This window comes from Hymenobacter canadensis (assembly GCF_027359925.1).
Lineage (GTDB): Bacteria > Bacteroidota > Bacteroidia > Cytophagales > Hymenobacteraceae > Hymenobacter > Hymenobacter canadensis.
Genome location: NZ_CP114767.1, coordinates 4,192,041 through 4,213,014, shown reverse-complemented (window position 1 = coordinate 4,213,014; position 20,974 = coordinate 4,192,041). Strand labels below are relative to the sequence as shown.

The 20,974-nt window shown below is 61.7% G+C and carries 19 protein-coding genes; 5 read left to right on the top strand and 14 right to left on the bottom strand.

Going from position 1 to position 20,974, the window contains the following annotated elements:
* Window positions 1-17: 17 nt before the first annotated feature.
* The 4 genes from O3303_RS17950 to purH all read right to left on the bottom strand — a co-directional run bounded on the left by O3303_RS17950 (window position 18) and on the right by purH (window position 4,473).
* On the bottom strand, window positions 18-545 hold the full coding sequence (locus tag O3303_RS17950; RefSeq protein WP_269559742.1) for a hypothetical protein: 528 nt from the start codon (window positions 543-545) through the stop codon (window positions 18-20).
* The gene (mreC, locus tag O3303_RS17945) at window positions 542-1,468 is read right to left on the bottom strand and encodes a rod shape-determining protein MreC (protein WP_269559741.1); all 927 of its coding nucleotides are present in this window, start codon (window positions 1,466-1,468) and stop codon (window positions 542-544) included. Before mreC ends, O3303_RS17950 begins: the two co-directional genes overlap by 4 nt.
* 96 nt (window positions 1,469-1,564) lie before the next feature.
* On the bottom strand, window positions 1,565-2,590 hold the full coding sequence (locus O3303_RS17940) for a rod shape-determining protein (RefSeq protein WP_269559740.1): 1,026 nt from the start codon (window positions 2,588-2,590) through the stop codon (window positions 1,565-1,567).
* Window positions 2,591-2,937: 347 nt separating this feature from the next.
* Window positions 2,938-4,473 (bottom strand): bifunctional phosphoribosylaminoimidazolecarboxamide formyltransferase/IMP cyclohydrolase, encoded by a 1,536-nt coding sequence (purH, locus tag O3303_RS17935; protein ID WP_269559739.1) that lies wholly within the window; start codon window positions 4,471-4,473, stop codon window positions 2,938-2,940.
* Between the two features lie 311 nt (window positions 4,474-4,784).
* On the opposite strand from purH, the gene O3303_RS17930 reads away from it, so the two are divergent.
* From O3303_RS17930 to O3303_RS17915, 4 genes are all read left to right on the top strand, one after another.
* A complete protein-coding gene (locus tag O3303_RS17930) occupies window positions 4,785-6,038 on the top strand; it encodes an outer membrane beta-barrel protein (protein WP_269559738.1) in 1,254 nt (417 codons plus the stop codon).
* Between the two features lie 121 nt (window positions 6,039-6,159).
* Entirely contained in the window at window positions 6,160-7,308 is a 1,149-nt protein-coding gene (locus O3303_RS17925) for an acyl-CoA dehydrogenase family protein (protein ID WP_269559737.1), read from the top strand.
* Complete coding sequence (locus O3303_RS17920; RefSeq protein WP_269559736.1) at window positions 7,301-8,050, top strand: PIG-L deacetylase family protein; 750 nt, start codon at window positions 7,301-7,303, stop codon at window positions 8,048-8,050. The genes O3303_RS17925 and O3303_RS17920 overlap by 8 nt, the downstream gene beginning before the upstream one ends.
* A 98-nt stretch (window positions 8,051-8,148) precedes the next feature.
* Window positions 8,149-8,751 (top strand): class I SAM-dependent DNA methyltransferase, encoded by a 603-nt coding sequence (locus O3303_RS17915; protein ID WP_269559735.1) that lies wholly within the window; start codon window positions 8,149-8,151, stop codon window positions 8,749-8,751.
* Here the strand turns inward: O3303_RS17915 and O3303_RS17910 are convergent.
* The 9 genes from O3303_RS17910 to O3303_RS17870 form a co-directional block, all read right to left on the bottom strand.
* The gene (locus O3303_RS17910) at window positions 8,748-9,971 is read right to left on the bottom strand and encodes a glycosyltransferase family 2 protein (protein ID WP_269559734.1); all 1,224 of its coding nucleotides are present in this window, start codon (window positions 9,969-9,971) and stop codon (window positions 8,748-8,750) included. The genes O3303_RS17915 and O3303_RS17910 overlap by 4 nt on opposite strands.
* Window positions 9,972-10,134: 163 nt before the next feature.
* Complete coding sequence (locus O3303_RS17905; protein WP_269558484.1) at window positions 10,135-10,941, bottom strand: IS5 family transposase; 807 nt, start codon at window positions 10,939-10,941, stop codon at window positions 10,135-10,137.
* Between the two features lie 33 nt (window positions 10,942-10,974).
* Window positions 10,975-12,183 carry a BamA/TamA family outer membrane protein gene (locus O3303_RS17900; RefSeq protein ID WP_269559733.1) on the bottom strand — a complete coding sequence of 403 codons (1,209 nt, stop codon included), beginning with the start codon at window positions 12,181-12,183 and terminating at the stop codon, window positions 10,975-10,977.
* 111 nt (window positions 12,184-12,294) lie between these two features.
* Window positions 12,295-13,227, bottom strand: coding sequence for a geranylgeranylglycerol-phosphate geranylgeranyltransferase (locus O3303_RS17895; protein WP_269559732.1), 933 nt, complete (start codon window positions 13,225-13,227; stop codon window positions 12,295-12,297).
* Window positions 13,228-13,360: 133 nt separating this feature from the next.
* Window positions 13,361-13,555 (bottom strand): cold-shock protein, encoded by a 195-nt coding sequence (locus tag O3303_RS17890; protein ID WP_044014346.1) that lies wholly within the window; start codon window positions 13,553-13,555, stop codon window positions 13,361-13,363.
* Window positions 13,556-13,680: 125 nt separating this feature from the next.
* Window positions 13,681-14,169, bottom strand: a complete 489-nt coding sequence (locus O3303_RS17885; RefSeq protein ID WP_269559731.1) for a KdsC family phosphatase — start codon at window positions 14,167-14,169, stop codon at window positions 13,681-13,683.
* A 68-nt stretch (window positions 14,170-14,237) separates the two neighbouring features.
* Window positions 14,238-14,477, bottom strand: a complete 240-nt coding sequence (gene iscX, locus O3303_RS17880; RefSeq protein WP_269559730.1) for a Fe-S cluster assembly protein IscX — start codon at window positions 14,475-14,477, stop codon at window positions 14,238-14,240.
* 127 nt (window positions 14,478-14,604) lie between these two features.
* Window positions 14,605-14,937 (bottom strand): 2Fe-2S iron-sulfur cluster-binding protein, encoded by a 333-nt coding sequence (locus O3303_RS17875; RefSeq protein WP_044014352.1) that lies wholly within the window; start codon window positions 14,935-14,937, stop codon window positions 14,605-14,607.
* A 61-nt stretch (window positions 14,938-14,998) separates the two neighbouring features.
* Window positions 14,999-15,835 carry a Rossmann-like and DUF2520 domain-containing protein gene (locus tag O3303_RS17870; RefSeq protein ID WP_269559729.1) on the bottom strand — a complete coding sequence of 279 codons (837 nt, stop codon included), beginning with the start codon at window positions 15,833-15,835 and terminating at the stop codon, window positions 14,999-15,001.
* A gap of 192 nt (window positions 15,836-16,027) precedes the next feature.
* Between O3303_RS17870 and O3303_RS17865 the strand changes: the two genes are divergently transcribed.
* On the top strand, window positions 16,028-17,911 hold the full coding sequence (locus O3303_RS17865; RefSeq protein WP_269559728.1) for a T9SS type A sorting domain-containing protein: 1,884 nt from the start codon (window positions 16,028-16,030) through the stop codon (window positions 17,909-17,911).
* Window positions 17,912-18,252: 341 nt separating this feature from the next.
* On the opposite strand, the gene ccsA is transcribed toward O3303_RS17865, so the two are convergent.
* Window positions 18,253-20,850 carry a cytochrome c biogenesis protein CcsA gene (gene ccsA / locus O3303_RS17860; protein ID WP_269559727.1) on the bottom strand — a complete coding sequence of 866 codons (2,598 nt, stop codon included), beginning with the start codon at window positions 20,848-20,850 and terminating at the stop codon, window positions 18,253-18,255.
* Window positions 20,851-20,974: the final 124 nt, after the last annotated feature.

The window sequence follows — 20,974 nt, the reverse complement described above, 5'->3', positions numbered from 1 at the left end:
GGAATAGTGCGCCACCTCTACCGCCCGCGCCGCTTGGTCGGGAAGAAAATCAGCTGAATAATGAGCAGCGTAATACCCGTAAACAGGGTGCTGACCACCATCTTGGCCAGCGTGAGGCCGAACGAGCGGAAGCTGCCCAGCTCCAGCAGAAAAAAGGTGACGTGGTGCAGGCCCACCAGCAGGCCCATATACACCAGAAACCACTGCCCGCCCATCTGATGCACGTTCACGGTGTCCTGGGCCTCGTAGCCGTCGCGCGGGGTGAGCAGGCGCAGCACCCAGGGGCGCAGGTAGCACAGCAGCACCGCCGAGGCCGCGTGCACGCCACCAGTGTCATAAAACATATCCATGAGCAGGCCCGTGCTGAAGCCCAGCACCAGCTGCAGCACAATAGGCGTACCGATGGGCAGAAACAGCAGGAAACCCAGATAGAAAAAACACCAGCCCAGATCGAACAGTGCCAGCTTGCTGACCAGCAGCATGTGCACGGCCAGGTAGAACCCAAACCGCAGCACCTGAATCAACAGCGCCCCTACTCCCTTCATGGCCGCTCCTCCCCTTCCGGCTTCATGCCTGCTTTCAGTTCCAGCGTATCACGCTCGGCCTTAGGCCTTGGGTTCACCACGTACACGTAGGTTAAGTTGGCGAAATTGACGGCCAGCCGCACCCGCACCGTCCAGAAGTTCTTGTCGGGCTCCTTCACAAACCCGTCGATGGTGCCCACCAGCACGCCTTCCGGGAACACCGCGTTGTAGCCCGACGTCACGATGGTGTCGCCGCGCAACAGCTTGTTCTGGCGCGGGATGTTGTCGAGCAGCGCGTGCGTGGGGTCGTCGCCAAGCCAGCGGATACTGCCGAACGTATTGTCGCGCAGGATCTTGGCCGAAATAAAGGTTTTGGAGTGCAGCACCGACGTGACGGTGGCGTAGTTCTCGCTCACCACTTTCACCCGGCCCACAATGCCGGACGCGGCCAGCACACCCATACCTGGCCGCAAACCCTGCCGGGTGCCCACGTTCAGGGTGAGGTAGTTGTCCACGCGACGGAGGGTGTTGTTGAGCACCCGGGCCGGAATCAGCGGGTAGTCGGGGTTGCGGGTGGGCAGCGGGCGCAGCCCCAGCAGCAGCGAGTCGGGGTAGGCGAGGCCGGCCAGGCGGGCCTGCGAGGCGCTGTCCTGCTGCACGGGCAAGCGGCGCGCCTCGCGGCGGCTCACGTCGGCCAGGTACAGCTGCTGGCGTAGCGCGGCGTTTTCCTGCACCAGCCCTTGGTTGATGCCCACCAGCCGGAAGTAATCGTAGATCTGCGTCCGCACGTCGAGCACCTGCCCCACGTAGGAATTGGCCGAGTTGAAAAACGCCGCCCGCTGGTAGGTACTGTTGCGAATCAGCAGATAAAAACTGGCCACCTCCAGCAACGCAAACACGAGCATCCCCCGGTAGCGAAACAGAAAGGCGAACAGATTACGCATGAAGTGAGGTATTAAATGGCTGAATGGTTAAATGGTTGGTCGTTCCAGAGAGGTATCCGGGACGACCAACCATTTAACCATTCAGCCATTTAGCCATTAGGTTAGCAGCACGCTGCGGAAAGCCTGGATATTTTTGATGGCCGCGCCGGTGCCGCGCACGACGGCACGCAGCGGGTCCTCGGCAATGTGAATCGGCAACTTGGTTTTGGCGGCCAGGCGCTTGTCGAGGCCACGCAGTAGGGCACCGCCGCCGGTCAGGTGAATGCCGTTTTCGTAGATATCAGCCGACAGCTCAGGCGGCGAAATCTCCAGCGCCTTTAGCACCGCTTCCTCAATCTTGGCCACCGACTTATCGAGAGCAATGGCAATTTCCGACGACGTCACTTTGATAACCTTCGGAATGCCGGTCATCAGGTCGCGGCCGCGCACCTCAAAGTCGGGCGGGGTCACGTCCAACTCGGTGAGGGCCGCGCCTACTTCAATCTTGATCCGCTCAGCCGAACGCTCCCCGATCAGCAGGTTGTGCTGGCGGCGCATGTAGTCGAGAATATCCTGGTTGAAGACGTCGCCGGCCGTTTTGATGGACTGGTCACAGACGATACCCGACAGGGCAATTACCGCAATTTCGGTGGTGCCACCCCCGATGTCGATGATCATCGACCCCACGGGCTGCTCCACGTCGATGCCGATGCCGATGGCGGCGGCCATGGGCTCCTGAATCATCCAGACTTCCTTGGCGCCGGCGTGCTCGGCGGAGTCACGCACCGCGCGCTTTTCCACCTCCGTAATGCCCGACGGAATGCAGATGACCATGCGGTGCGACGGCTGAAACAGCCGGTTGCGCGTGTCAATCATCTTGATCATGCCTTTGATCATCTCCTCGGCGGCGTGGAAGTCGGCAATAACGCCATCCTTGAGCGGGCGGATAGTCTTGATATTATCGTGGGTCTTTTCGTGCATCTGCTGCGCTTGCCGGCCCACGGCAATTACTTTATTGGTCGTGCGGTCTTTGGCGATGATGCTCGGCTCGTCCACCACGATTTTGTCGTTGTGGATGATGAGCGTATTGGCCGTTCCCAGGTCGATGGCAATATCGCTGGTGAGGAAATTAAAGAAACCCATTGGTTAACGGCGGCAAGTGAATGAGTACGGGGCGTTTGCACCCGCACAAAAAGTGGGGGCAAAAGTAAGCAAGTTTCGGGGAAGCCCCGCAGTTGGTGTTATCAAACTGAAACAACAAGCCCCCCGATCCGTCCCATGCCGGGAATACCTGGCCTGAGTGGTTGGCGTCCCCAACGTCGGCAGGCCTGCGCCCATTGCATGGGCCGGCAAGCCACAGGCATTTCCCTGCTTCATGGCCGTAGCCAGCTGCCACCCAGGCACAAAAAGTCCCGGCGCAGCCTAGGCCGCGTCGGGACTTTTACCTACCCTAACAAGTGCTACCAGACGGCGCGCACTGGCCGGGACGGTTAGTGCTTGAAGTGCCGCACGCCGGTGAGCACCATGGCCATGCCCAGGCGGTTGCAGGCGCTAATGCTGTCCTGGTCTTTGATGGAGCCGCCGGGCTGCACCACGGCGCGGATACCCGCCTCGCCGGCAATTTCCACGCAGTCAGGGAAGGGGAAGAAGGCGTCGGAGGCCATGACGGCTCCCTGCAGATCGAAGCCGAAGCTGCGGGCCTTCTCGATGGCCTGGCGTAGAGCATCTACGCGCGAGGTCTGGCCCACGCCGGACGCCAGCAGCTGGCCGGCCCGCGCCAGCACGATGGTGTTGCTCTTGGTGTGCTTGCACACTTTGAGGGCGAATTCCAGCGCCGCCACTTCGTCGGCCGTCGGCGCCGACTCGGTTACTGTGCGGAACTCGGCGGCGCCTTCCACCTGGCGGTCGAAGTCCTGCGCTATCATGCCGTTGAGCAGGGTTTTCACTTGCTGAGCCGGAAACTGCACCGGCTTCTGACGCAGGAGAATGCGGTTTTTCTTGCTTTGCAGGATGGGCAGCGCGTCGGCCTCGAACTCCGGCGCAATCAGCACTTCAAAGAACAGCTTGCTCAGTTCCTCGGCCGTGGCGGCATCCACGGGCTTGTTCACGATGATGACACCCCCGAAAGCCGACACCGGGTCGCAGCTGAGGGCGTTAAGGTAGGCTGTGTGTACCGTATCGGCCTGGGCGATGCCGCAGGCGTTGGTGTGCTTGAGGATGGCGCAGGCTGCCGGGCCCTGGGCGTCGAACTCCTGCATGAGCAGCACGGCGGCGTCCACGTCCACGAGGTTGTTGTAGCTGAGCTGCTTGCCGTGGAGCTGGTCGAAGAGGGCGTTCAGGTCGCCGTAGAAGGTGCCGGCCTGGTGGGGGTTTTCGCCGTAGCGCAGGGCGGTGGCGGGCTTCTCGCTCACCTTCAGGGCGGCGGTGCTCAGCTCCGTGCCCTGGGCCATGTACCGGAAGATCTGGGTGTCGTAGTGCGAGGTGGCCTCGAAGGCGGCGGCAGCGTAGTGGCGGCGGTCGTCGAGGTCGGTGGCGCAATTCTTCTGGGTCAGCAACTCGGTCACGGCCGCGTACTGGTCGCGGGAGCTCACCACCAGCACGTCGCGGAAGTTTTTGGCGGCAGCCCGCAGCAGCGAGATGCCGCCGATGTCAATCTTCTCGATGACGTCGGCCTCGGCCGCGCCGGAGGCCACGGTTTCCTCGAACGGGTAGAGGTCGACAATCACCAGGTCGATGGGCGGAATCTGGTGCTGGCTGGCTTCCTGCTGGTCGCCGGCCTCGTGGCGGCGCTGGAGAATGCCGCCGAACACCTTCGGATGCAGCGTTTTCACGCGGCCGCCAAACACGGCCGGAAAGCCCGTCAGGCTTTCCACGGCCGTTACCTCGGCGCCCTGCTCCTCGATGAACTGCTGGGTGCCGCCGGTGGAGTAGATCGTGACGCCGTGCTGCTTGAGCAGCGCCACCAACGGTTCGAGGCGGTCTTTATAATATACAGAAACGAGGGCGGAGCGAATGGGCTGCGACATGGTAGCAAGAGGTTGGTGAAGGGGTGATACGCGCCGCGAAGGTAGGGCCGCCAGCGAAAGCAGCGGTGTTACCGAATTATTACGGCGGTTGGCGCTCCCCCAAAGAGCTGATTTTGCTGAGCGTACAGAATCGGGCTGCTATCCGCAGGCGGCCGGATTGCCAGCGCAAAGCGCGCCCAATAAATCCAGCCTGATCAGGCCGCTGTTTGTGGTTGGAGAATCACCCCATGCCCAATAGGCTAAAACGATTTGGCAGGCGTATAGCTTGCTCTTACCTTCGTTCGATTTTCCTCCTTTCTTACTATTACCGTATGCGTTTTTTTACTCTTCTAACAATCTGTTTTCTACTATTTAATACAGCGATACAGGCACAGCGGAAGTCTTTTATTCCGGGCTATGTTGTGAATGAGCGAGGCGACACGTTGCGCGGCACTATCCAAAGCTCCCGCGTAATTTCCGAGAACGGCATCCGGTTCAGGCCCGCTGGCAGCACAGAGGTGACAGAATATCTGCCCACCCAAATTCGGGCTTTCGGCCTCGATGACCGGCGGCGTTTTCTGGTGCGCAAGCTTGTGTTGCCCCGCAAGGCCTATGCGCAATTGCCTGTCCGCGATACTGCTGCTACCAGCGTGTATTTGCAGCAGCTCACTACTGGCGCGGCAAACCTGTACCGGCTGGATTTTGAAGGCAGCACCCGCTTCCTAATAGCCATGCCTACAAGCGGGCTAGTAAATCTGGAAGCGGTAAACTTCCGGATTGTACTCCAGACACTGTTTAGCAGCTGCCCGGCCGCTGTGGCCCAGATACCGCGCACCCGTCTGGAAGAGAATTCTCTGACCCAACTGGTGCTGAGCTACAGCAGTTGCACACCGCAGCCCACCACCAAGGACCTGCGCAGGGAATCGACTCCTGAAGAAGAGTACCATACACATTTCGCTTTGCAAGGCGGCTACGTGTCTTCTCACCTGTACTACCCAAAATCCCGCACGCTTCAGGCTAGCGCAATGGACCAAAGTGGAGGATGGATAGCAGGCATGAGCCTTTATCTACGAAACCAAGGCCCCTTGGCCTTCGGCATAGAAGCGCAATACACAGAGCGCAACGGTACCGGAAAGGAGAAGTACACCGTTTCGTCGTTTTACGCCAATTCTGGCGAGCAGTTCTTGTTACAACGGCACATAGATGTTAAAACGCTGCTTTTCCCACTAGTTGTCCACTATACGCTTGGCAAAACCAGCCTTCAGCCATATGTAAGCGCCGGACCAGTCGTGGGCTTTAGCTTTGGAAATAAAATCTGGTATGAAGACACTTATTTTCTTACTCCACCACCTACTTTTCCTGCTATCTTGCCAACGGAGCTTATCAAGCAAGTAGACTTATTGGGGCTTGACGATAAGATTAGTTTCGTTGCCGGCGGTCAGGTTTCAGCTGGTATTAGGCCTCACGTAGGCAAGCAGGCCTTCATTCTGGAGGCCTGCTACGGATTTGGCCGTGAGATAAGCAGCATCTCCCCAGGCCCGCTGTACTTCAAGAACAGCATGGTGCGATTAGGGCTTGAATTTTAACTTCCCCTTTCCTGCCGCAGTAATTTGCTGCAGCTTCGGTCCCTGCTTCCCTTCAAGGATCTGGAGCTAACATCGGCCATCGTATCAGAGTATACGCAAGCATGTTGTTTTTCGCGTGGCCATGCCTATTACTGCCCAACCTATAAAAGACCCGCTTGCTCCCGAAGCCGCCGCCGCCGCGCTGGCGCCCCGTCTGCTGGCCCAGGCTGCCGAATCCGACCAGTTAGGCGGCTTTCCTGAGCAGGAGTTCAGCTGGCTGCGCGAGGCCGGCTTGCTGCTGGCGCCGCTGCCAGCCAGTTTGGGGGGTAGTGGCCTCGCCGACTCCGCCCAGACCCTGCCACTGCTGCGCGTGCTGCGCCACATCGGGCGGGGCAACTTGGCGGTGGGGCGCGTGTATGAGGGCCACGTGAATGCCCTGCAATTGCTGCAGCATTTTGGCCAGCCCACGCAGGTAGCCGGCTGGGCCGCCGATGCCGCCGCCGGCCACCTGTTTGGGGTCTGGAATACCGAGGCGCATGATGGGGTGAAGCTGGAGCCCCTGCCCGATGGCCGCTACAGGCTGCAGGGCAGCAAAACCTTTGCGTCCGGCGCCGGCCACGTTACCCGGCCATTGCTGACGGCAGCTTTGCCCGGTGGTGGCTGGCAGATGCTGATTCTCCCCGCCGACACTCACTCACCTGCCCTGGATGCCAGCTTCTGGCGGCCCCTGGGCATGCGCGCCTCAGCCAGCTTCCGGGCCGACTTTACAGGCCTGGAAATCGGGCCGCAGGATCTGCTGGGCGTGCCCGGCAACTATTATCAGCAGCCGGCCTTCAGCGGCGGGGCTATTCGGTTTGCGGCGGTGCAGTTGGGCGGGGCGGAGGCCGTGTTTGATGAAACGCGGCGCTTTCTGCAGCGCCTGGGCCGCACCGATGACCCGTACCAGCGCCAGCGCCTCGGCGAGATGAGCATGCTGATAGAATCCGGTAACTTGTGGCTGCGCGGGGCCGCCGACCACGCCACACGGCCCGCGGCCGAAACCGACCACGAGGCCACGGTGGCCTATGTCAACATGATGCGGACGGCCATTGAGGAAATCTGCCTGCGCGTGCTGCAGCAGGCCGAACGTTGCGTGGGCGCCCGCGGCCTGCTGCAGCCCGAGCCCTTCGAGCGCCTGCACCGCGACCTGACCCACTACCTGCGCCAGCCCGCCCCCGACGCGGCCCAGGCCGATGCCGGCCGCTTCGTTTTGAGCCGGCCGGAACCCGCTTATCACATTTGGAATGTCTGATGCTACGGCCCTTGATTTTCACGCCCTGCCCTTACGGCCGGCCGCCTACGCGGCTTCGCTGGGGCCCACGGCCGTCATAGCGCCCCACCCCGACGACGAAAGCCTGGGCTGCGGCGGCCTGCTGGCCCTGCTGGCCAGGGCCGGTCTGCCCGTGTGGTGCGTGCTGGTCAGCGACGGCACGATGTCGCACCCCAACTCCCAACGGTTTCCGGCTGAGCGCCGCCAGGCCATTCGGGAGCAGGAACTGCAGGCCGCATTGGCAGAGCTGGGCGTAGGTCCGCAGATGCTGCTGCCGCTGGGTTTGCCCGACGGTGCCGTACCCACGCCCGACACCCCGGCCGGCGCCGCTGCCGTGAAGCGGCTGACAGCCTTTTTCCGGCGCACGCGGCCAGCCACCGTACTGGCCCCCTGGCGCCGCGACCCGCACCCCGACCACCGGGCCACCAGCCTGCTGGTGCGGGTGGCGCTGGCCGAACTAGAGCAGCCGCCCCGGCTCATCGAGTACCTCGTGTGGGCCTGGGAGCGCGCCACCCCGGCCGATCTGCCTCATACCAACGAAGCCGCTGGCTGGCGCCTGAACATCGAACCGGTGCTGGCGCAGAAAGCGCGGGCCATTGCCGCGCACCGCTCGCAGCTGGCCCCCGGAGTGTTTGATGATGACCCTATGGGCTTTCTGCTTACAGAGAGCATGCTCGCGCACTTTCAGCTGCCGTATGAGGCCTATATAGAAGTTACGGATTAGTAGGCGCTGCTGGGAATGCGCCGCTGAATGGCGGATCTGCGTACTTGAGTTACCGGCTAACCTGGTCACCATACTTTCCTCAATAGCTGCCTTCCGTTATGAACTCTCAGCAACCCAACACGCTGCCGCCCGATTACTTTGAAGCAGTCTACCGCGCCAATACGGACCCGTGGAACTTCGAAACCAGCCCTTACGAGCACGCCAAATACGCCGACACGCTGGCCGCACTGCCGCCGGAGCGGCACTACGCAAGTGGGTTTGAGGTAGGCTGCTCATTGGGAGTACTCACCGAAATGCTTGCGCCCCGTTGCCGGCACCTGCTGTCGATTGATGTGGCGGAAGCACCCTTGGTGCGGGCCCGGCAACGGTGTGCGCACCTGCCCCAGGTGGAATTTCAGCGCCTGACTCTGCCCGATGACTTCCCCACAGACCGTCGCTTCGATCTGATGGTACTCTCGGAAGTTGGCTACTACTGGGCCATGCCCGACCTGGAGCGCGTAGCCACGGCGCTGCTCTCGGCGCTGCAACCGGGCGGGCATCTGCTGCTGGTGCACTGGACTCCGCCCGTGCACGACTACCCACTCACCGGCGACGAAGTGCATGACTTCTTTCTGTCCCAAGCTGGCTCTGGCGCCCCGCTGACGCACGTGCACGGCCACCGGGCAGCGCAATACCGGCTCGACCTGCTAAGTAAAAGCTAGCGTATGCGCGGGGCGCCCGGCAGCACCTGGCTGGCTACTCCCGGCTCGTGGCGCTCCAGTAGCTGCCGCAGTTCCAGAATAGCCTGCGTGAGTGGCACCAAACGCTGACGCCGCCACCGGGCACGGTGCTGCATCACCCATTCCCACAGCATTCCGAAGGAAGTGACAGCGGCCAGCTCCCGCGCTAACCCGCTGGCAGGCACACTCAGCGCCGCCGCCAGCTGCACGCAGTGCGGCACACGCGCAGACTGCGCCTGAGTTTCCTTCCACAGTTGCCGCAGCTGCCGGCGGGCCTGCCACTCGGCGGCCAGGCTGGCGCCGCTTTCCACGTAAGGCTCCCGCTGCTGGTGCAGCAGGCTGGCCCACTCCCGCAACTGCCACGACAGGCCCACTTCTACCCGCCCCTGGTGCCGCCCTGAGGTGCTGACGCACACTTTGGGGCTGTGGCGCAGGCGCAAATCGTGGCTTCGCAGGGCCTGCCAGAGCGCCTCGTCTTCCAGATAAGGCACCACAGGCAGCCCGCCAACTAGGCGGTAAGCGGCCACAGTAAGCGCCAGGCTGGCCCCGAAGTGCTGGTGATGGCGCGGCCACATGTCGGCAGGGTCGGGGTCGAGCAGGGCTTCGAGTCGGGCCCGCAGCAGGCGGTAGCGGGCATCGCGCAGATGGGTGCGCCGCACGCAGACCTCACCGGCAACGGCCTCCGGGTAAATGCGCCCGCCCACGGCATCGGCGCCGGCGGCAAATTCGGCCTGCGTGGCGGCCAGCCAGGTGGCCGCCACGCGCGTGTCGGCGTCGGTGCTGGCAATGATGCCGCGGGAGCCGGCCGTTTGTTCCAGTCGGCGGCAGGCCTCATCCATCAGCAGGCGGCGGGCCCGGCCCACGTGGGCTTCGGGGGCGGCCAGCACAACTTCGGCAACCTGCACCACCATCAAAGGGTGCGAGTAGGCAAAATTGCGCACCACGGCGGCCGTGCGGTCGTGGCAGTTGTTGGCCAGCACCAGCACCTCGTAGCTGCCGGGTGGCAGCGGCTGGCCGTGCTCGTCTACCTGGGCCGCCAGCGCCGCCAGGGTTTCGGGGAACTGGCTGGCCTCATCCTTGGCCGGAATGATGACGCAAACCGCCAGCGTGGCAGCCGGCGGCGCCAGGTGTTGCCACAGACTGGCCGTAGCGCAGGCCTGGGCAGATGCCTGGGATGATAAGACGACAGTAGCAGAATCCATCAGGCCATCTTTTACGCAAATCCTGCGCAGAAGACGTGCAGCCTACTGCATTCGTCTCTGAACAGCTTTTTAACGAATGGCTGCCAGGCTTTTATCAAACAAAAAGCGCCGCCCGGAAGACCGGACGGCGCTTTTGCGTGAAAGCAGAACGTGCTAGAGCCTGTTATGGACTAGTGGCGCGAAAAACGCCTTTTGCCAGCAAGAGTGTCGCGAAGGCCAGGAAATGAAACTGTTGCATGGTCAGGGCCAGGCGTTCGTAGTCGCGGGCCAAGCGTCGGAAGCGAGCGGCCCAGCCGAAGCTGCGCTCGACGACCCAGCGGCGGGGCAACAGCACAAAGCCGGTTTGTCCGGCTGGCTTGGCAATAACCCGTAAGTCAATATCGTGCACGGCAGCGGCGTATTCGGCTGCCTCGCCCGTGTAGCCCTGATCCACATACGCCACCTGTACCTTTTGGCCCGTGACCTGCTGCACTCGCTGGCAGAGCGCCTCCACCTGCCCGCGGTCGGATTCGTTGGCCGGCGTGACGACGGCGGCCAGCAGGTGGCCCAGCGTGTCGACGGCCACGTGCACCTTGCTGCCCTTGCGCCGCTTGGCCCCGTCGTAACCGGCGCGGGCCCCGCTTTCGGGTGTGCTCTGCACCGTGCGCGAGTCCAGAATCACGGCCGTGGGCTCGGCCTCGCGGCCGGCCAGCACCCGTGCCAGTTCGCGCAAATCGGCCATCATGTGCTCAAAACAGCGGTTATCCCGCCATCGGGCCCATTGTTGATACACGGCGGCCCAGGGCGGCAAGTCGTGGGGCAGGTAACGCCAGCCGCAGCCAGTTTTGACCAGGTAACGCAGGGCGTTGAACACATCGCGCAGCGCATGCTCGCGTTGCGGCGCCTCTTCCCGCACCAGGGCCAAATAGGGTGCTACAAACATCCATTCTGTATCCGATACGTCGCTGGGGTATCCGCTTTGCTGTGCCATACCCCAAATTACGCTACCAGTGCATAACAGGCTCTAGAAGGCTTCGCCCACGGCGAAATAGATGCTCGGAGCCGTGTCGGTGCCGCCGGCATAGTCCAGGCGGATGTTGAGCCGGTCGCGGCGGTTGAAGCGGAAGCGCAGGCCCGCGCCCCCGGCGTAGCGGGTTTGGTCGAGGGCGTAGTCGGAGAGCTTGTAGCCCACCTGGCCAGCCCCGGCGAATACGGCGCCATCGATGCGCCAGAACAGCTTCTGGCGCAACTCTGCCTGAAAGGTCATCATCTGCCGGTCGCGGAAGCGGGTTTCGTAGAGGCCGCGCATCAGGCCGGCGTTGTTGTAGAGCGCGCCGCCGAGGTTGGCGCCCAGGCCGCCCAGCTCACGGAACGGCACAGTACCGGAATGGAACGAGCCGAGGTAGTTGAGGGCCAGAATGGTATTGTTGGAGCCGAACAGCGGCCGGAAGTGGCGGGCATCCACCTGGTAGCGCGTGAACTTGTAGTCGGAGCCGATACCGTCGCCGTTGAAGAGCGCGTGGGCGTCCACGAACGAGCCGCGGTAGGTAGCCAGTACGTTGTCGCGGCCGTCAAAGAGCAAAGCCGGGCCCACACCCGAAATCCGGGTATCCTGCCGCTCGCGGTCCGTAAGGCGCGGGTCGCGGGTGAAATAGTTGGAGGCGCCGTTGTCGGCGGTGCCCTGGGGCTCGATGTCGGTGGTGTTGGTGAAGCGGTAGCGCACCCCGGCAAACAGGTTAGGCGCCACGCGCTTCATGGCCTTCTGATCGAAGATGATGAGCGTGTAGGCCAGCTCCGACTCGTTGTCCTTGGAGTTGTCGTTGCCGAGGCCGTAGTAGAACAGCTTCTGGTCGTAGCGGCTTAGCTCGCCGGTGAAGAAGTATTTCTCGCCGGGCGTGAATATGGTGTGCGTCAGCTGGATGGTGCTCTGCTTTTCCTGCGAGTACCAGGCAATCAGGCGGGCGTTGGACTTGCGCACCGTGGTATCGGTGCCGAAGCGCCACACCGGCAGGATGGCGGCACCAGCCGCAAAGCCGGTTTCCTGCTGGTAGAAGGCAATCGGAACGGGAATGAAGCTGGGTTTGTCGCTGGGCGCAAACATAGACTTCTTGGGGGTGGCGGCGGTGGTGCGGCCAAGGCCGGGAGCGGGCGCCGAAACGCTGTCGGTAATTACCTGGGCATTGCCAAGCCGGGCCAGCAGACACAGTGCCAGCGGCATGTAGAGAAAGCGCATAAAGAGCTTCAGAAAGTGGGGGATAAATGGGTTACAGGCTACTTTTCAACAGACATCAGGGATATCAGCAGCGTGCATAGTTGCGCTAACGCAAGGGAGCCGCCTACGGTTTTACCGCAGCACCTCTACCAGCAGCATCGACAGCACACCGGCCAGCATAATGCCTTTGCACCAGCTACTCAGATGCGCAAAATGCCGCCGCCGGTCGGCACGCAGCAGCAGGCGGCCCAGCCACAACGACGGCCCCAGCACCGCTGCCAGCAGCCACAAACCCAGCACCAAATGACTGTGGGTGAGGGCGTAGCCGCAGGCTCCGGCCACCAGCGCCACCAGCGCCGCCAGAAACAGGCCCGCTACCCACTTAGTGCGGGCCACGCCCCACGCAATGGGCAGCGTGCGGCAGTCATGCTGGGCGTCGCCGCGCATGTCTTCCACGTCTTTCACGATTTCGCGCACCACGGTCAGCAGAAACGCCGCAAGCGCATACTGCCACACGCTCGCCACACCGGTCCGGAGCTGCAGTTCGGGCAGCAGCACCAGCGCCCCGGTGAGAGTGGCAATGCTGACGTTGCCCACCAGCGCCACCCGCTTGAACCGCACCGAGTACCCCCACAGCAGCAGCGCCGAGCCCAGGTTCACGAGACCCAGCAGCGGCGACAACATCCCGCTCAGTGCCACGCCCACCCCCGAAAGCAGCATGTGAGCCAGCATGGCCCGACGGCGGTTCACTACGCGGCCCACCACCAGCCGGTCGGGCCGGTTGATGGCGTCAATCTTGACGTCGTAGTAGTCGTTGATGATGTAGCCGGCGGCCGCCACGCAAAGGGCCGCCACGGCCAGCACCCCAAAGCGCCAGTCGAACAGCGACTGGAGCGGCCGGGTGGGCTGCAGCAGGCCCGCGCGCACCAGCACCAGGCACAGCAGCATCATCAGCAGGTTGGGCAGCCGAATCAGCTGCGCCACCGGCCGCAGCCCCGTTCCGCCGTGCGGCTCCATCGGCTCGGGCGCCGCATCAGCAGACGAAAAAGGGGCAACTACAGACATATACACGCAAAATACAAAGTCTTACCACAGGCCCGCAGCACCGGCCACGGGTGGGCCGCACTGGCAAAAAAGAAAGCCTCTCCAACTGAGGAGAGGCTTTCCAGATGCTTATAAAACAAGTCGGAACCGGAATCTACACTCTCTTCACATTCACGGCATTCACGCCTTTGCGGCCTTCCTGCGTCTCAAATTCCACCCGGTCGTTCTGTTGTACCTGGCCGCCGTTCAGGCCGGTAATATGCACGAAGAAATCTTCCTTCGTTACATCATCCGTAATGAAGCCGTAGCCTTTTGCCTCATTAAAGAATTTTACGGTTCCTGTTTTCATGAAAAAAGAAGAAAATGTTGAATGGATGAGTGGGTAAAGATAGAGGTAATTCGGAAAAACGCAACCCGGTTTGGGCAGGGTCTCGCGGCTCCAAAAACCGTGCTACAACGCATCCAAGCAACTAATTACCAAGTCTTTTGCTCTTTCATCACGGCTTCAATCAGCTCCCGCACGGCCCCGTGCCCACCGGGCAGCGCCGACACGTAGGTGCTGATGGCGCGCACATCGGCAGCTGCATCGGCGGGGCAGGCGGCCAGGGCGCAACGGCGCATTACTTCCAGGTCGGGCATGTCGTCGCCCATGTAGGCAATGTTGGCCGGGTCGAGGCGGTAGGTGTTGATGTAGTTGTTGAAGATTTTCATCTTATCATCAACACCCAGGTACATATCACGCACGTCCAGCGACTCCAGACGCTTGCGCACGCCTTCTTCCTCACGGCCCGAAATAACGGCAATGCGGTAGCCCTGGCGCAGCGCGTGCCGGATGGCGTAGCCGTCGCGGATATGGAAGGCGCGGGCCTGCTCGCCGGAGTTGAAGGCCAGCAGCGTACCATCGGTGAGCACGCCGTCTACATCAAGAATAAAGGCCTTAATAACAGATAAGTCTGGCGACATAGCAGCGGAATTCGGGAGCGGAAACTAGGAACGAAGGCGAAGAAGCCGGAATGCCTGCAGCAGGCGGCCTATTTCTGGTTGTCGCGCCACTCATACACCCACTTGGCCTGGATCTGCTCCAGATGGCCTTCGTTGGCCTGCTCGCGGGTGCCGTCGAAGTTGGGCAGTTCCAGCACCCACTCAATCAGCTCGGTGAAGCGGATGCGGTAGATTTTGGCTTCGGAGAAGTCGTCGCCGAACTTTTCGTACAGGGCAATGGCCACATCTTCGTGATCGTTCCAATGGATGGGGGGCTCGAAATGGGCCATAGGGAGATGTGCTGATTGTTGGGTGTACTTATGTGCTGATTATTGGATGTTTTGCCGCACGAATGAACTGCGCAGCGTGGCGGACGTGCTCAGCACATCCGCACGACCGATAATCGGCACATTCAAACTAGTGGCCCAGGAACTCCTGAGCCGGAATGAGAATAACCAGATCCTGGCTGGAAGCCTGCACGACGCACTGGCAGCCCAGGCGCGAGTTGATGCGCGGATTCACGGCGCGGTCAATGAAGTCTTCCTCCTTGTCGCTGATTTCGGGCAGGTCGGCTTCGCCGCGCTGCACATATACGTGGCAGGTGCTGCAGCCGCAGACGCCGCCGCAGTTGTGCTGCAGCTGGATGCCGTTGTTGAGGGCCACGTCCAGCACCGATTCGCCCTCGGCGGCCACGTGGGTCTGCTCGGGCTGGCCGTCTTGAAATTGGAAGGTGATGTTAACAGCTTTCACAAAAAAATCTTCTGACGAGGCAAAAAATGAAGGCACGAAGGTACGCACGCCTCCCCCGGATTCAAAGCACTACCGCCCCCTGGTTGTTTGCGGGCGGGGCGGGCAACTGCGCCTGAATACTACTGGTCAGGGCGTTATATACCTGCAGCCAGGCCGGATACGGAGCCAGGGCGGCCTGATGCCGGGCCAGGGTGGGCACATCCTGCCGGGCGGCCGGGCCGGTTTGCATCGTGAATGGAGGATGCGCCAGGGCCTTTTCCACGGTTTCGTGGAGCAGCGGGGCCAGCAGCGCCAGCGGCAGCTGCTGCTGCGCCAGCAACGCGTGGCTGATGCCCAGCAGGTGATTGGTGAAGTTGCAGGCAAACACGGCGGCAATATGAATGGCCTGCCGCTGCGGTGTGCCCACTGCCTGCACGCTGCCGCTCAGGGTATGGGCCAGCGCCAGCAGCGTGGCCTGGGCCGCAGGCGTGGCGCCTTCCACGCACAGCGGCACCGTGCGCCAGTCAACGGCACGCCCGGCACTGAAGGTTTGGAGCGGGTAGAACACGCCCCCCACGATGTCCGGCATATCCTCGAAGATGCTGAGCGGCACCGTGCCCGAGGTGTGCGCCACCAGCGCCCCCGCCTGGAAGCGGGCCTGCGCCAGCACCGCCGGAATGGCGGCATCGGGCACGGCCAGCAGGTACATGTCGGCGGGGGGCAGGGCGGCGAAATCGGGGGTAGGCAGCACGAGCGTGCCGGGAACAGTGGCGGCCAGCGCGGCGGCGGTGGCGGGGTTGCGGCTCCATACGCCGGCCAACTGGTGGCCGGCCTGGTGCAGCGCCGGCGCCAGCTGGCTGGCTACCCGGCCCGCACCCAATAACACAACGCGCAGAGGATGAACCGGATCAGGAATCATAAGCAGAAACGAGGGCTGAGGGATGGTGTAAAAGTACGGGCAGAAATATGGCTTTACGGGTAGGACTTGTGTAGTTCTCAGGAAAAGTATTCAACTTGTAAGCTCAAGAGTTGCCCTTAAATATTGGTTTAACGGCATATTTCTCGTCTTTTCCACTCTTACCCCTTCACCATTTCCAACACTCTTACCCGTATGACACATTCGTACACTGCGCCTTGGCGCAAGCTGGCGCTAGCGGCTATGCTCGGCTTGGCCGGTACCACCGCCGCACAAGCACAGGCGCTTAATTACAACTTGTTCGGTACCAGCAACTCGGCTGGCACCTACACCGACCTGGGCACGAGCGGCACCGTTATTACCACGCCGAACAACGACGACGCTAACTCGGCTTCCACGCCTATTGGCTTCACGTTCAACTTCAACGGTACGGCGTTTACCGATTTCGTACTCAACACCAACGGTTTTCTGAAACTGGGCACCACTGCTCCGGCAGCCCCTTTCTTCTATGCAGATCCTCAGGCTGCAGCCGGTGGTCCGCTGAACACCGCTACCGAAACCAACCTGCTCCTGCCGCTGAACCTGGATCTGGAAGGCACCGCCACCACCGAATACCGCGTAGCCACGACGGGAGCAGCTGGTTCGCGCGTAACCACCATCCAGTGGAAAAACGTGAGCGACAAACTGCCCGCAGGTAAGCAGTTCGCCAATATCTCCTTCCAGGTGAAGCTCTACGAAACGTCTAACCGCGTGGAGTTTGTGTACAGCAGTGCCACCGCCGGCGCGGGCCCCGATGCGTTCAAGGCTGCCGGCGTAGGCATCAAAGGCTCCGGCAATACGGCTACTACCTCCGTTCTGGTAACGAAGGGCTCGGTACAGGCATGGTCGCTGGCTTCTTTCGTAGCCGGCAACTACACGGGCAACGCCCACAACGTGCGTAGCGCCGTGCTGCCGGATGCAGGCCGCACGTATGGATTCAACCCGGCCCCAGCCAACGATGCAGCAGTCGTTACGATGTACGCATTGGGCAAAACGCCTATCGCTCCGCAGGTAATTCAGACGGTAATACGTAACACAGGTACGGCTGCTCTCACCAACCTACCCGTAACGCTGAATGTAACGGGAGCCAACACCTTTGCCGATGCTAAAATTGTAGCCACGCTGGCTCCTGGCGCAGTTGCAACCGTTACGTTTAACACGTTTACGCCCGTAGCTAATGGGACCAATGCCATTGCCGTAACGGTTCCGGCCGACGGCGCCAATGGCAACAACACTCAAACATACAGCCAGCAGGTTCAGGCTACCACGTTTGCTGCTGCTGATCCTTCGGTAGCTGCTACCAACGGCAGCGTAGGCTTCACGGCAAATCAGGGTGCAGCTGCCGGCACGGGTATTTTTGCCGTAAAATACACTGCTGCTGCTCCGCGCACGGTTACGGCTATCAACACTCGTCTGGAAGGCGGCACGGCGGCCGTTGGACGCACAGTATACGCTGTAGTGCTTGACAATGCCGGCGCTCTTCTGGGCCGTACGCCTGACTACGTTATCCAGACCAGCGACATCGGCACTTCCAAAACGTTTACGTTCGCCACTCCGGTTACTATTCCGGCCGGCGAATTCTATGCGGGCTTCGCGCAGGCCGCTGCTCCGACCGGTACGGCTCCCTTCTTCCCACTGGGCCTGCAAGTGGAAGATCCTACCCGTACCGGTACGTTCTACACTACTGCCCTCACGGGCGGCGCTCCGGCAGATGCTGCAGCCAATAGCTTGGGCCGCTTCATGATTGAGGCAGTTACTAATGGCGGTACCCAGGCAACTTCGGAAGCTCTGAACCGCGCTATTGCCATGTATCCTAACCCATCTACGGGCCTGGTGAAACTGGACGTGCGCGGCGCCAACGCCAAAGGCAACCTGCAGGTGAGCGTGGTGAACATGCTGGGCCAGACGGTGCACACGGCCGCACTGAAGGACAACTTCACCAACGAAGTGAACCTCTCGGACCTCGCCAACGGCATGTACCTGCTGAAGGTGCAGACCGGCGCCGACTACACCGTGCGTCAGCTGACCATCACCAAGTAGACTACGCGCCGCGTAACTCTTCAAAAGGGCAGCCCTGGTGGCTGCCCTTTTTTTGTGCTTGGTGGCCAGCTGCCAGCCAGTTGCGCTTAGTCATCGCCCGATAACAAGGGAGCAACGCTGCACAGCAGCGCCCGTTACCGGCTGCGGCTACTGGCCTGGAGGCGAGGTCTTGCCTGGCTGGGCTGGCGGCCGGGGCAACCATTCTGCATCTGCGCACCGGGGCTGGGATGGTAATGGAGCAATAGCAGGCCCTGTATTTATGCCTGAGCCCTTATTGCCACAACGCAAAAAAAGCCCTGACAACAGCACGTTGTCAGGGCTTTTCCTTGGATCAAAATACGCTAGGCCACGGCTTCGGGGCGGGCCTGGCGGGAGGCTACCCGGCTCGGAACATGTTCGGCAGTTGGCGCGGGCTGCTTGCGGCGGATGCCGTTGCGCAGCGCCAGCCCGAAGCCCAGCGCCATCAGCAGCGTACCGCTCCAGAGCAGGTTGATGAAGGGCTTTTCTACCGCTTTCAGGATGATGTAGTCCTTCTGGGTGGTGCTCACGCCGAAAGTGAACTTGCCGGCTGTGGGGTCCACGGTGTTCAGCGAGATGCGCAGGCCAAGGTCCTCGATTTCGTCGGGCACGCGGCCAATCATCTTGTTGCGCACCACGAACACGGGGTGGACGTGGTACTGCTTCTTCTCACCAAACACCATCATGTCGGCCTGGATGGCCAAGTCGCCTTTGGCGAGGCCCAGGCCGGCGGTTTGCTGGGCCGGTTCCACGCCGCGGAACACGGCGAAGTAGTCGTTGAGGTAAATCGTGTCGCCGACGGTCAGCTGGCTTTCCTTCACCTCGCTCCAGTCCTTTTCCTTGCTGGGGTCGGGCACGGAGCTGATGTGGGAGTAGATATCGTGGTTGAAGAACTTCTTGATATCAGGCGAAGCCAGCAGGCCGCCCATTTCCTCGTTCACCTGGGCGCGGGGGTAGAGCGTGAAGGCCTCGCCGGTTTCGCGGTCCTTGTACTCGACGCGGTAGTAGGTGTTTTCGGGCAGAATCTCCACCGTGTCGCCCGCCTTGTAGTATACCTTGTCGGCACGCTTGATGTCGCCGCGGGCCAGGGCTTTGTACTCGTCGGCGGTGCGGAACAGCAGGTCCTTGTTGACGTAGCCGGGCACGCCGGGCACGTCAATGTACTGGCCGGTATAGCTCACGTCGTAGGCACCCATCGGGGCCGAGTCGTTGCGCCACAGCAGCACGTTGTCGCGGTTCAGGTCTTCCGGAAACTCCTTGGAGTACACCAGACCCGACACGTTCTTGGACACGATATTAGAATAGCCGGCCGAGCCCAGCACCCCCAGCAGCATCAGCGCAATGCCCAAGTGAGCCACCGCGCCACCCGAGAGCTTCACGCGGCGCAGAATCAGTTGAGCAATGGTGCTGATGTTAGCCAGCACGCCAAACAGGCCGGCCGTGAGCAGCGCAATGTAGGCCGGCTGAATCTCGTGGCCATTGTAGCGGAGCAGCAGAATCACGAGGGCCGAGCCGAGCAGCGTGAGTACCAGCGGCGTGCCGACGGCATTGATGACGGTGGATTTGTCATTGCGCTGCCACCACATCAGCTGCGCCAGGCCAGAAAGTAAAGCCACGCCCACACCCATCCAGAGCTGGATTTTGGAGTAGTGGGCAATCTGGTCAGCGGGCAACGCCAGGTTGGACTTGATGCCGATGAAACCCAGGAAGGAGTTATACACCGGAATGCTGGTGGTCACGAGCACCTGGAACGCGCCCAGGCACAGCACCGTGGCGCCCACAAACACCCACAGCTCGGGGTTGTAGGTGGTCAGCTCCTTCTCCGAAATCGGAATGGATTTCCAGCGGTACACCAGCAGCCCGATGGCCAGCACCACGAAGGCACCGAGGTAAATCATCAGCTGGCCCGAGAGGCCCAGGTCGGTGAACGAGTGCACGGAGGCGTTGCCGAGCACGCCCGAGCGGGTAAGGAAGGTAGCGTAGAGAATCAGCAGGAAGGTGGCTACTACCAGCACGAAGCTGGTGCGCAGCGCGGTGCGGCGCTTGTCCCAGAGCACTAGCGCGTGGATGCCGGCCACCAGCACCAGCCACGGAATGTACACGGCGTTTTCCACCGGGTCCCAGTTCCAGTAGCCGCCGAAGTTCAGCGTTTCGTAGGCCCAGTAAGCGCCCATCACGATGCCCACGCCCAGCACGAGGCCGCCCCACAGGCTCCACTGCAGCGCCGGCTTCACCCAGCGGGTCAGCTCGCCTTTCCAGAGGCCGGCAATGGCGAAGGCAAACGGCACCAGCGTCAGGGCAAAGCCCAGGAACAGCGTGGGCGGGTGAATCACCATCCAGTAGTTCTGGAGCAAGGCGTTCAGGCCGGTGCCGTCTTCGGGCACGAAGTTGGGGTTGAGCTTGAATACAGGCAGATCCACGAGGAAGTCGCGGAGCAGAATGAAGGGCGAGGAGCCGATTTTCACGCCGCCGGTCACTACGCCCAGAATCATGCTGGTCAGAAACAGCTGCACGCCCGCAAACACGGCCATGACGGGGGCCTCCCAAAGCTTGTTCCAGCGCATGATGGCGAAACCCAACAGCACGTGCCAGAAGATCCAGAGCAGGAAGCTGCCCTCCTGCCCTTCCCAGAAGCAGGAAATCATGTAGTACACCGGCAGGTGGTTGCTGGAGTGGCTCCAGGCGTAGTAATACTCGTAGCGGTGCCCGTGGATGATGCCGAACAAACAGCCGATAACAGCCATTACGGCCACACCGTGCACGATGAAAGCGCCCCGGCCGAGACGCAGCCACGCCACGTCGGAGTCGCCGAGGGCCCGGCCGCGGGCAGCCATGAAGTAGGAATATGCCGCCACGGTGGCCGCCACAAACGCCACAATTACGCTCAGGTGCCCGGCGTCGCCGATGAAAGTATTTAGCATTTGATTCTAAGTGCTAACTGTCATGCTGAGCTTGCCGAAGCATCTCGCGTGCAGTGGTAATCAATTACTCTGGCAACGTCAGCGGGAGAGATGCTTCGGCAAGCTCAGCGTGACGCGCTATTCC

Excerpts from the sequence above, each read along its gene's own strand:
- O3303_RS17940 (WP_269559740.1), bottom strand. The coding sequence starts at position 2,590 with ATGGGTTTCTTTAATTTCCTCACCAGCGATATTGCCATCGACCTGGGA.
- O3303_RS17905 (WP_269558484.1), bottom strand. The coding sequence starts at position 10,941 with ATGGCACAGCAAAGCGGATACCCCAGCGACGTATCGGATACAGAATGG.
- mreC (WP_269559741.1), bottom strand. The coding sequence starts at position 1,468 with ATGCGTAATCTGTTCGCCTTTCTGTTTCGCTACCGGGGGATGCTCGTG.
- ccsA (WP_269559727.1), bottom strand. The coding sequence starts at position 20,850 with ATGCTAAATACTTTCATCGGCGACGCCGGGCACCTGAGCGTAATTGTG.
- O3303_RS17925 (WP_269559737.1), top strand. The coding sequence starts at position 6,160 with ATGCCTATTACTGCCCAACCTATAAAAGACCCGCTTGCTCCCGAAGCC.
- O3303_RS17920 (WP_269559736.1), top strand. The coding sequence starts at position 7,301 with ATGTCTGATGCTACGGCCCTTGATTTTCACGCCCTGCCCTTACGGCCG.
- iscX (WP_269559730.1), bottom strand. The coding sequence starts at position 14,477 with ATGGCCCATTTCGAGCCCCCCATCCATTGGAACGATCACGAAGATGTG.
- O3303_RS17895 (WP_269559732.1), bottom strand. The coding sequence starts at position 13,227 with ATGTCTGTAGTTGCCCCTTTTTCGTCTGCTGATGCGGCGCCCGAGCCG.
- O3303_RS17915 (WP_269559735.1), top strand. The coding sequence starts at position 8,149 with ATGAACTCTCAGCAACCCAACACGCTGCCGCCCGATTACTTTGAAGCA.
- O3303_RS17950 (WP_269559742.1), bottom strand. The coding sequence starts at position 545 with ATGAAGGGAGTAGGGGCGCTGTTGATTCAGGTGCTGCGGTTTGGGTTC.
- purH (WP_269559739.1), bottom strand. The coding sequence starts at position 4,473 with ATGTCGCAGCCCATTCGCTCCGCCCTCGTTTCTGTATATTATAAAGAC.
- O3303_RS17865 (WP_269559728.1), top strand. The coding sequence starts at position 16,028 with ATGACACATTCGTACACTGCGCCTTGGCGCAAGCTGGCGCTAGCGGCT.
- O3303_RS17885 (WP_269559731.1), bottom strand. The coding sequence starts at position 14,169 with ATGTCGCCAGACTTATCTGTTATTAAGGCCTTTATTCTTGATGTAGAC.
- O3303_RS17890 (WP_044014346.1), bottom strand. The coding sequence starts at position 13,555 with ATGAAAACAGGAACCGTAAAATTCTTTAATGAGGCAAAAGGCTACGGC.
- O3303_RS17870 (WP_269559729.1), bottom strand. The coding sequence starts at position 15,835 with ATGATTCCTGATCCGGTTCATCCTCTGCGCGTTGTGTTATTGGGTGCG.
- O3303_RS17930 (WP_269559738.1), top strand. The coding sequence starts at position 4,785 with ATGCGTTTTTTTACTCTTCTAACAATCTGTTTTCTACTATTTAATACA.
- O3303_RS17910 (WP_269559734.1), bottom strand. The coding sequence starts at position 9,971 with ATGGATTCTGCTACTGTCGTCTTATCATCCCAGGCATCTGCCCAGGCC.
- O3303_RS17900 (WP_269559733.1), bottom strand. The coding sequence starts at position 12,183 with ATGCGCTTTCTCTACATGCCGCTGGCACTGTGTCTGCTGGCCCGGCTT.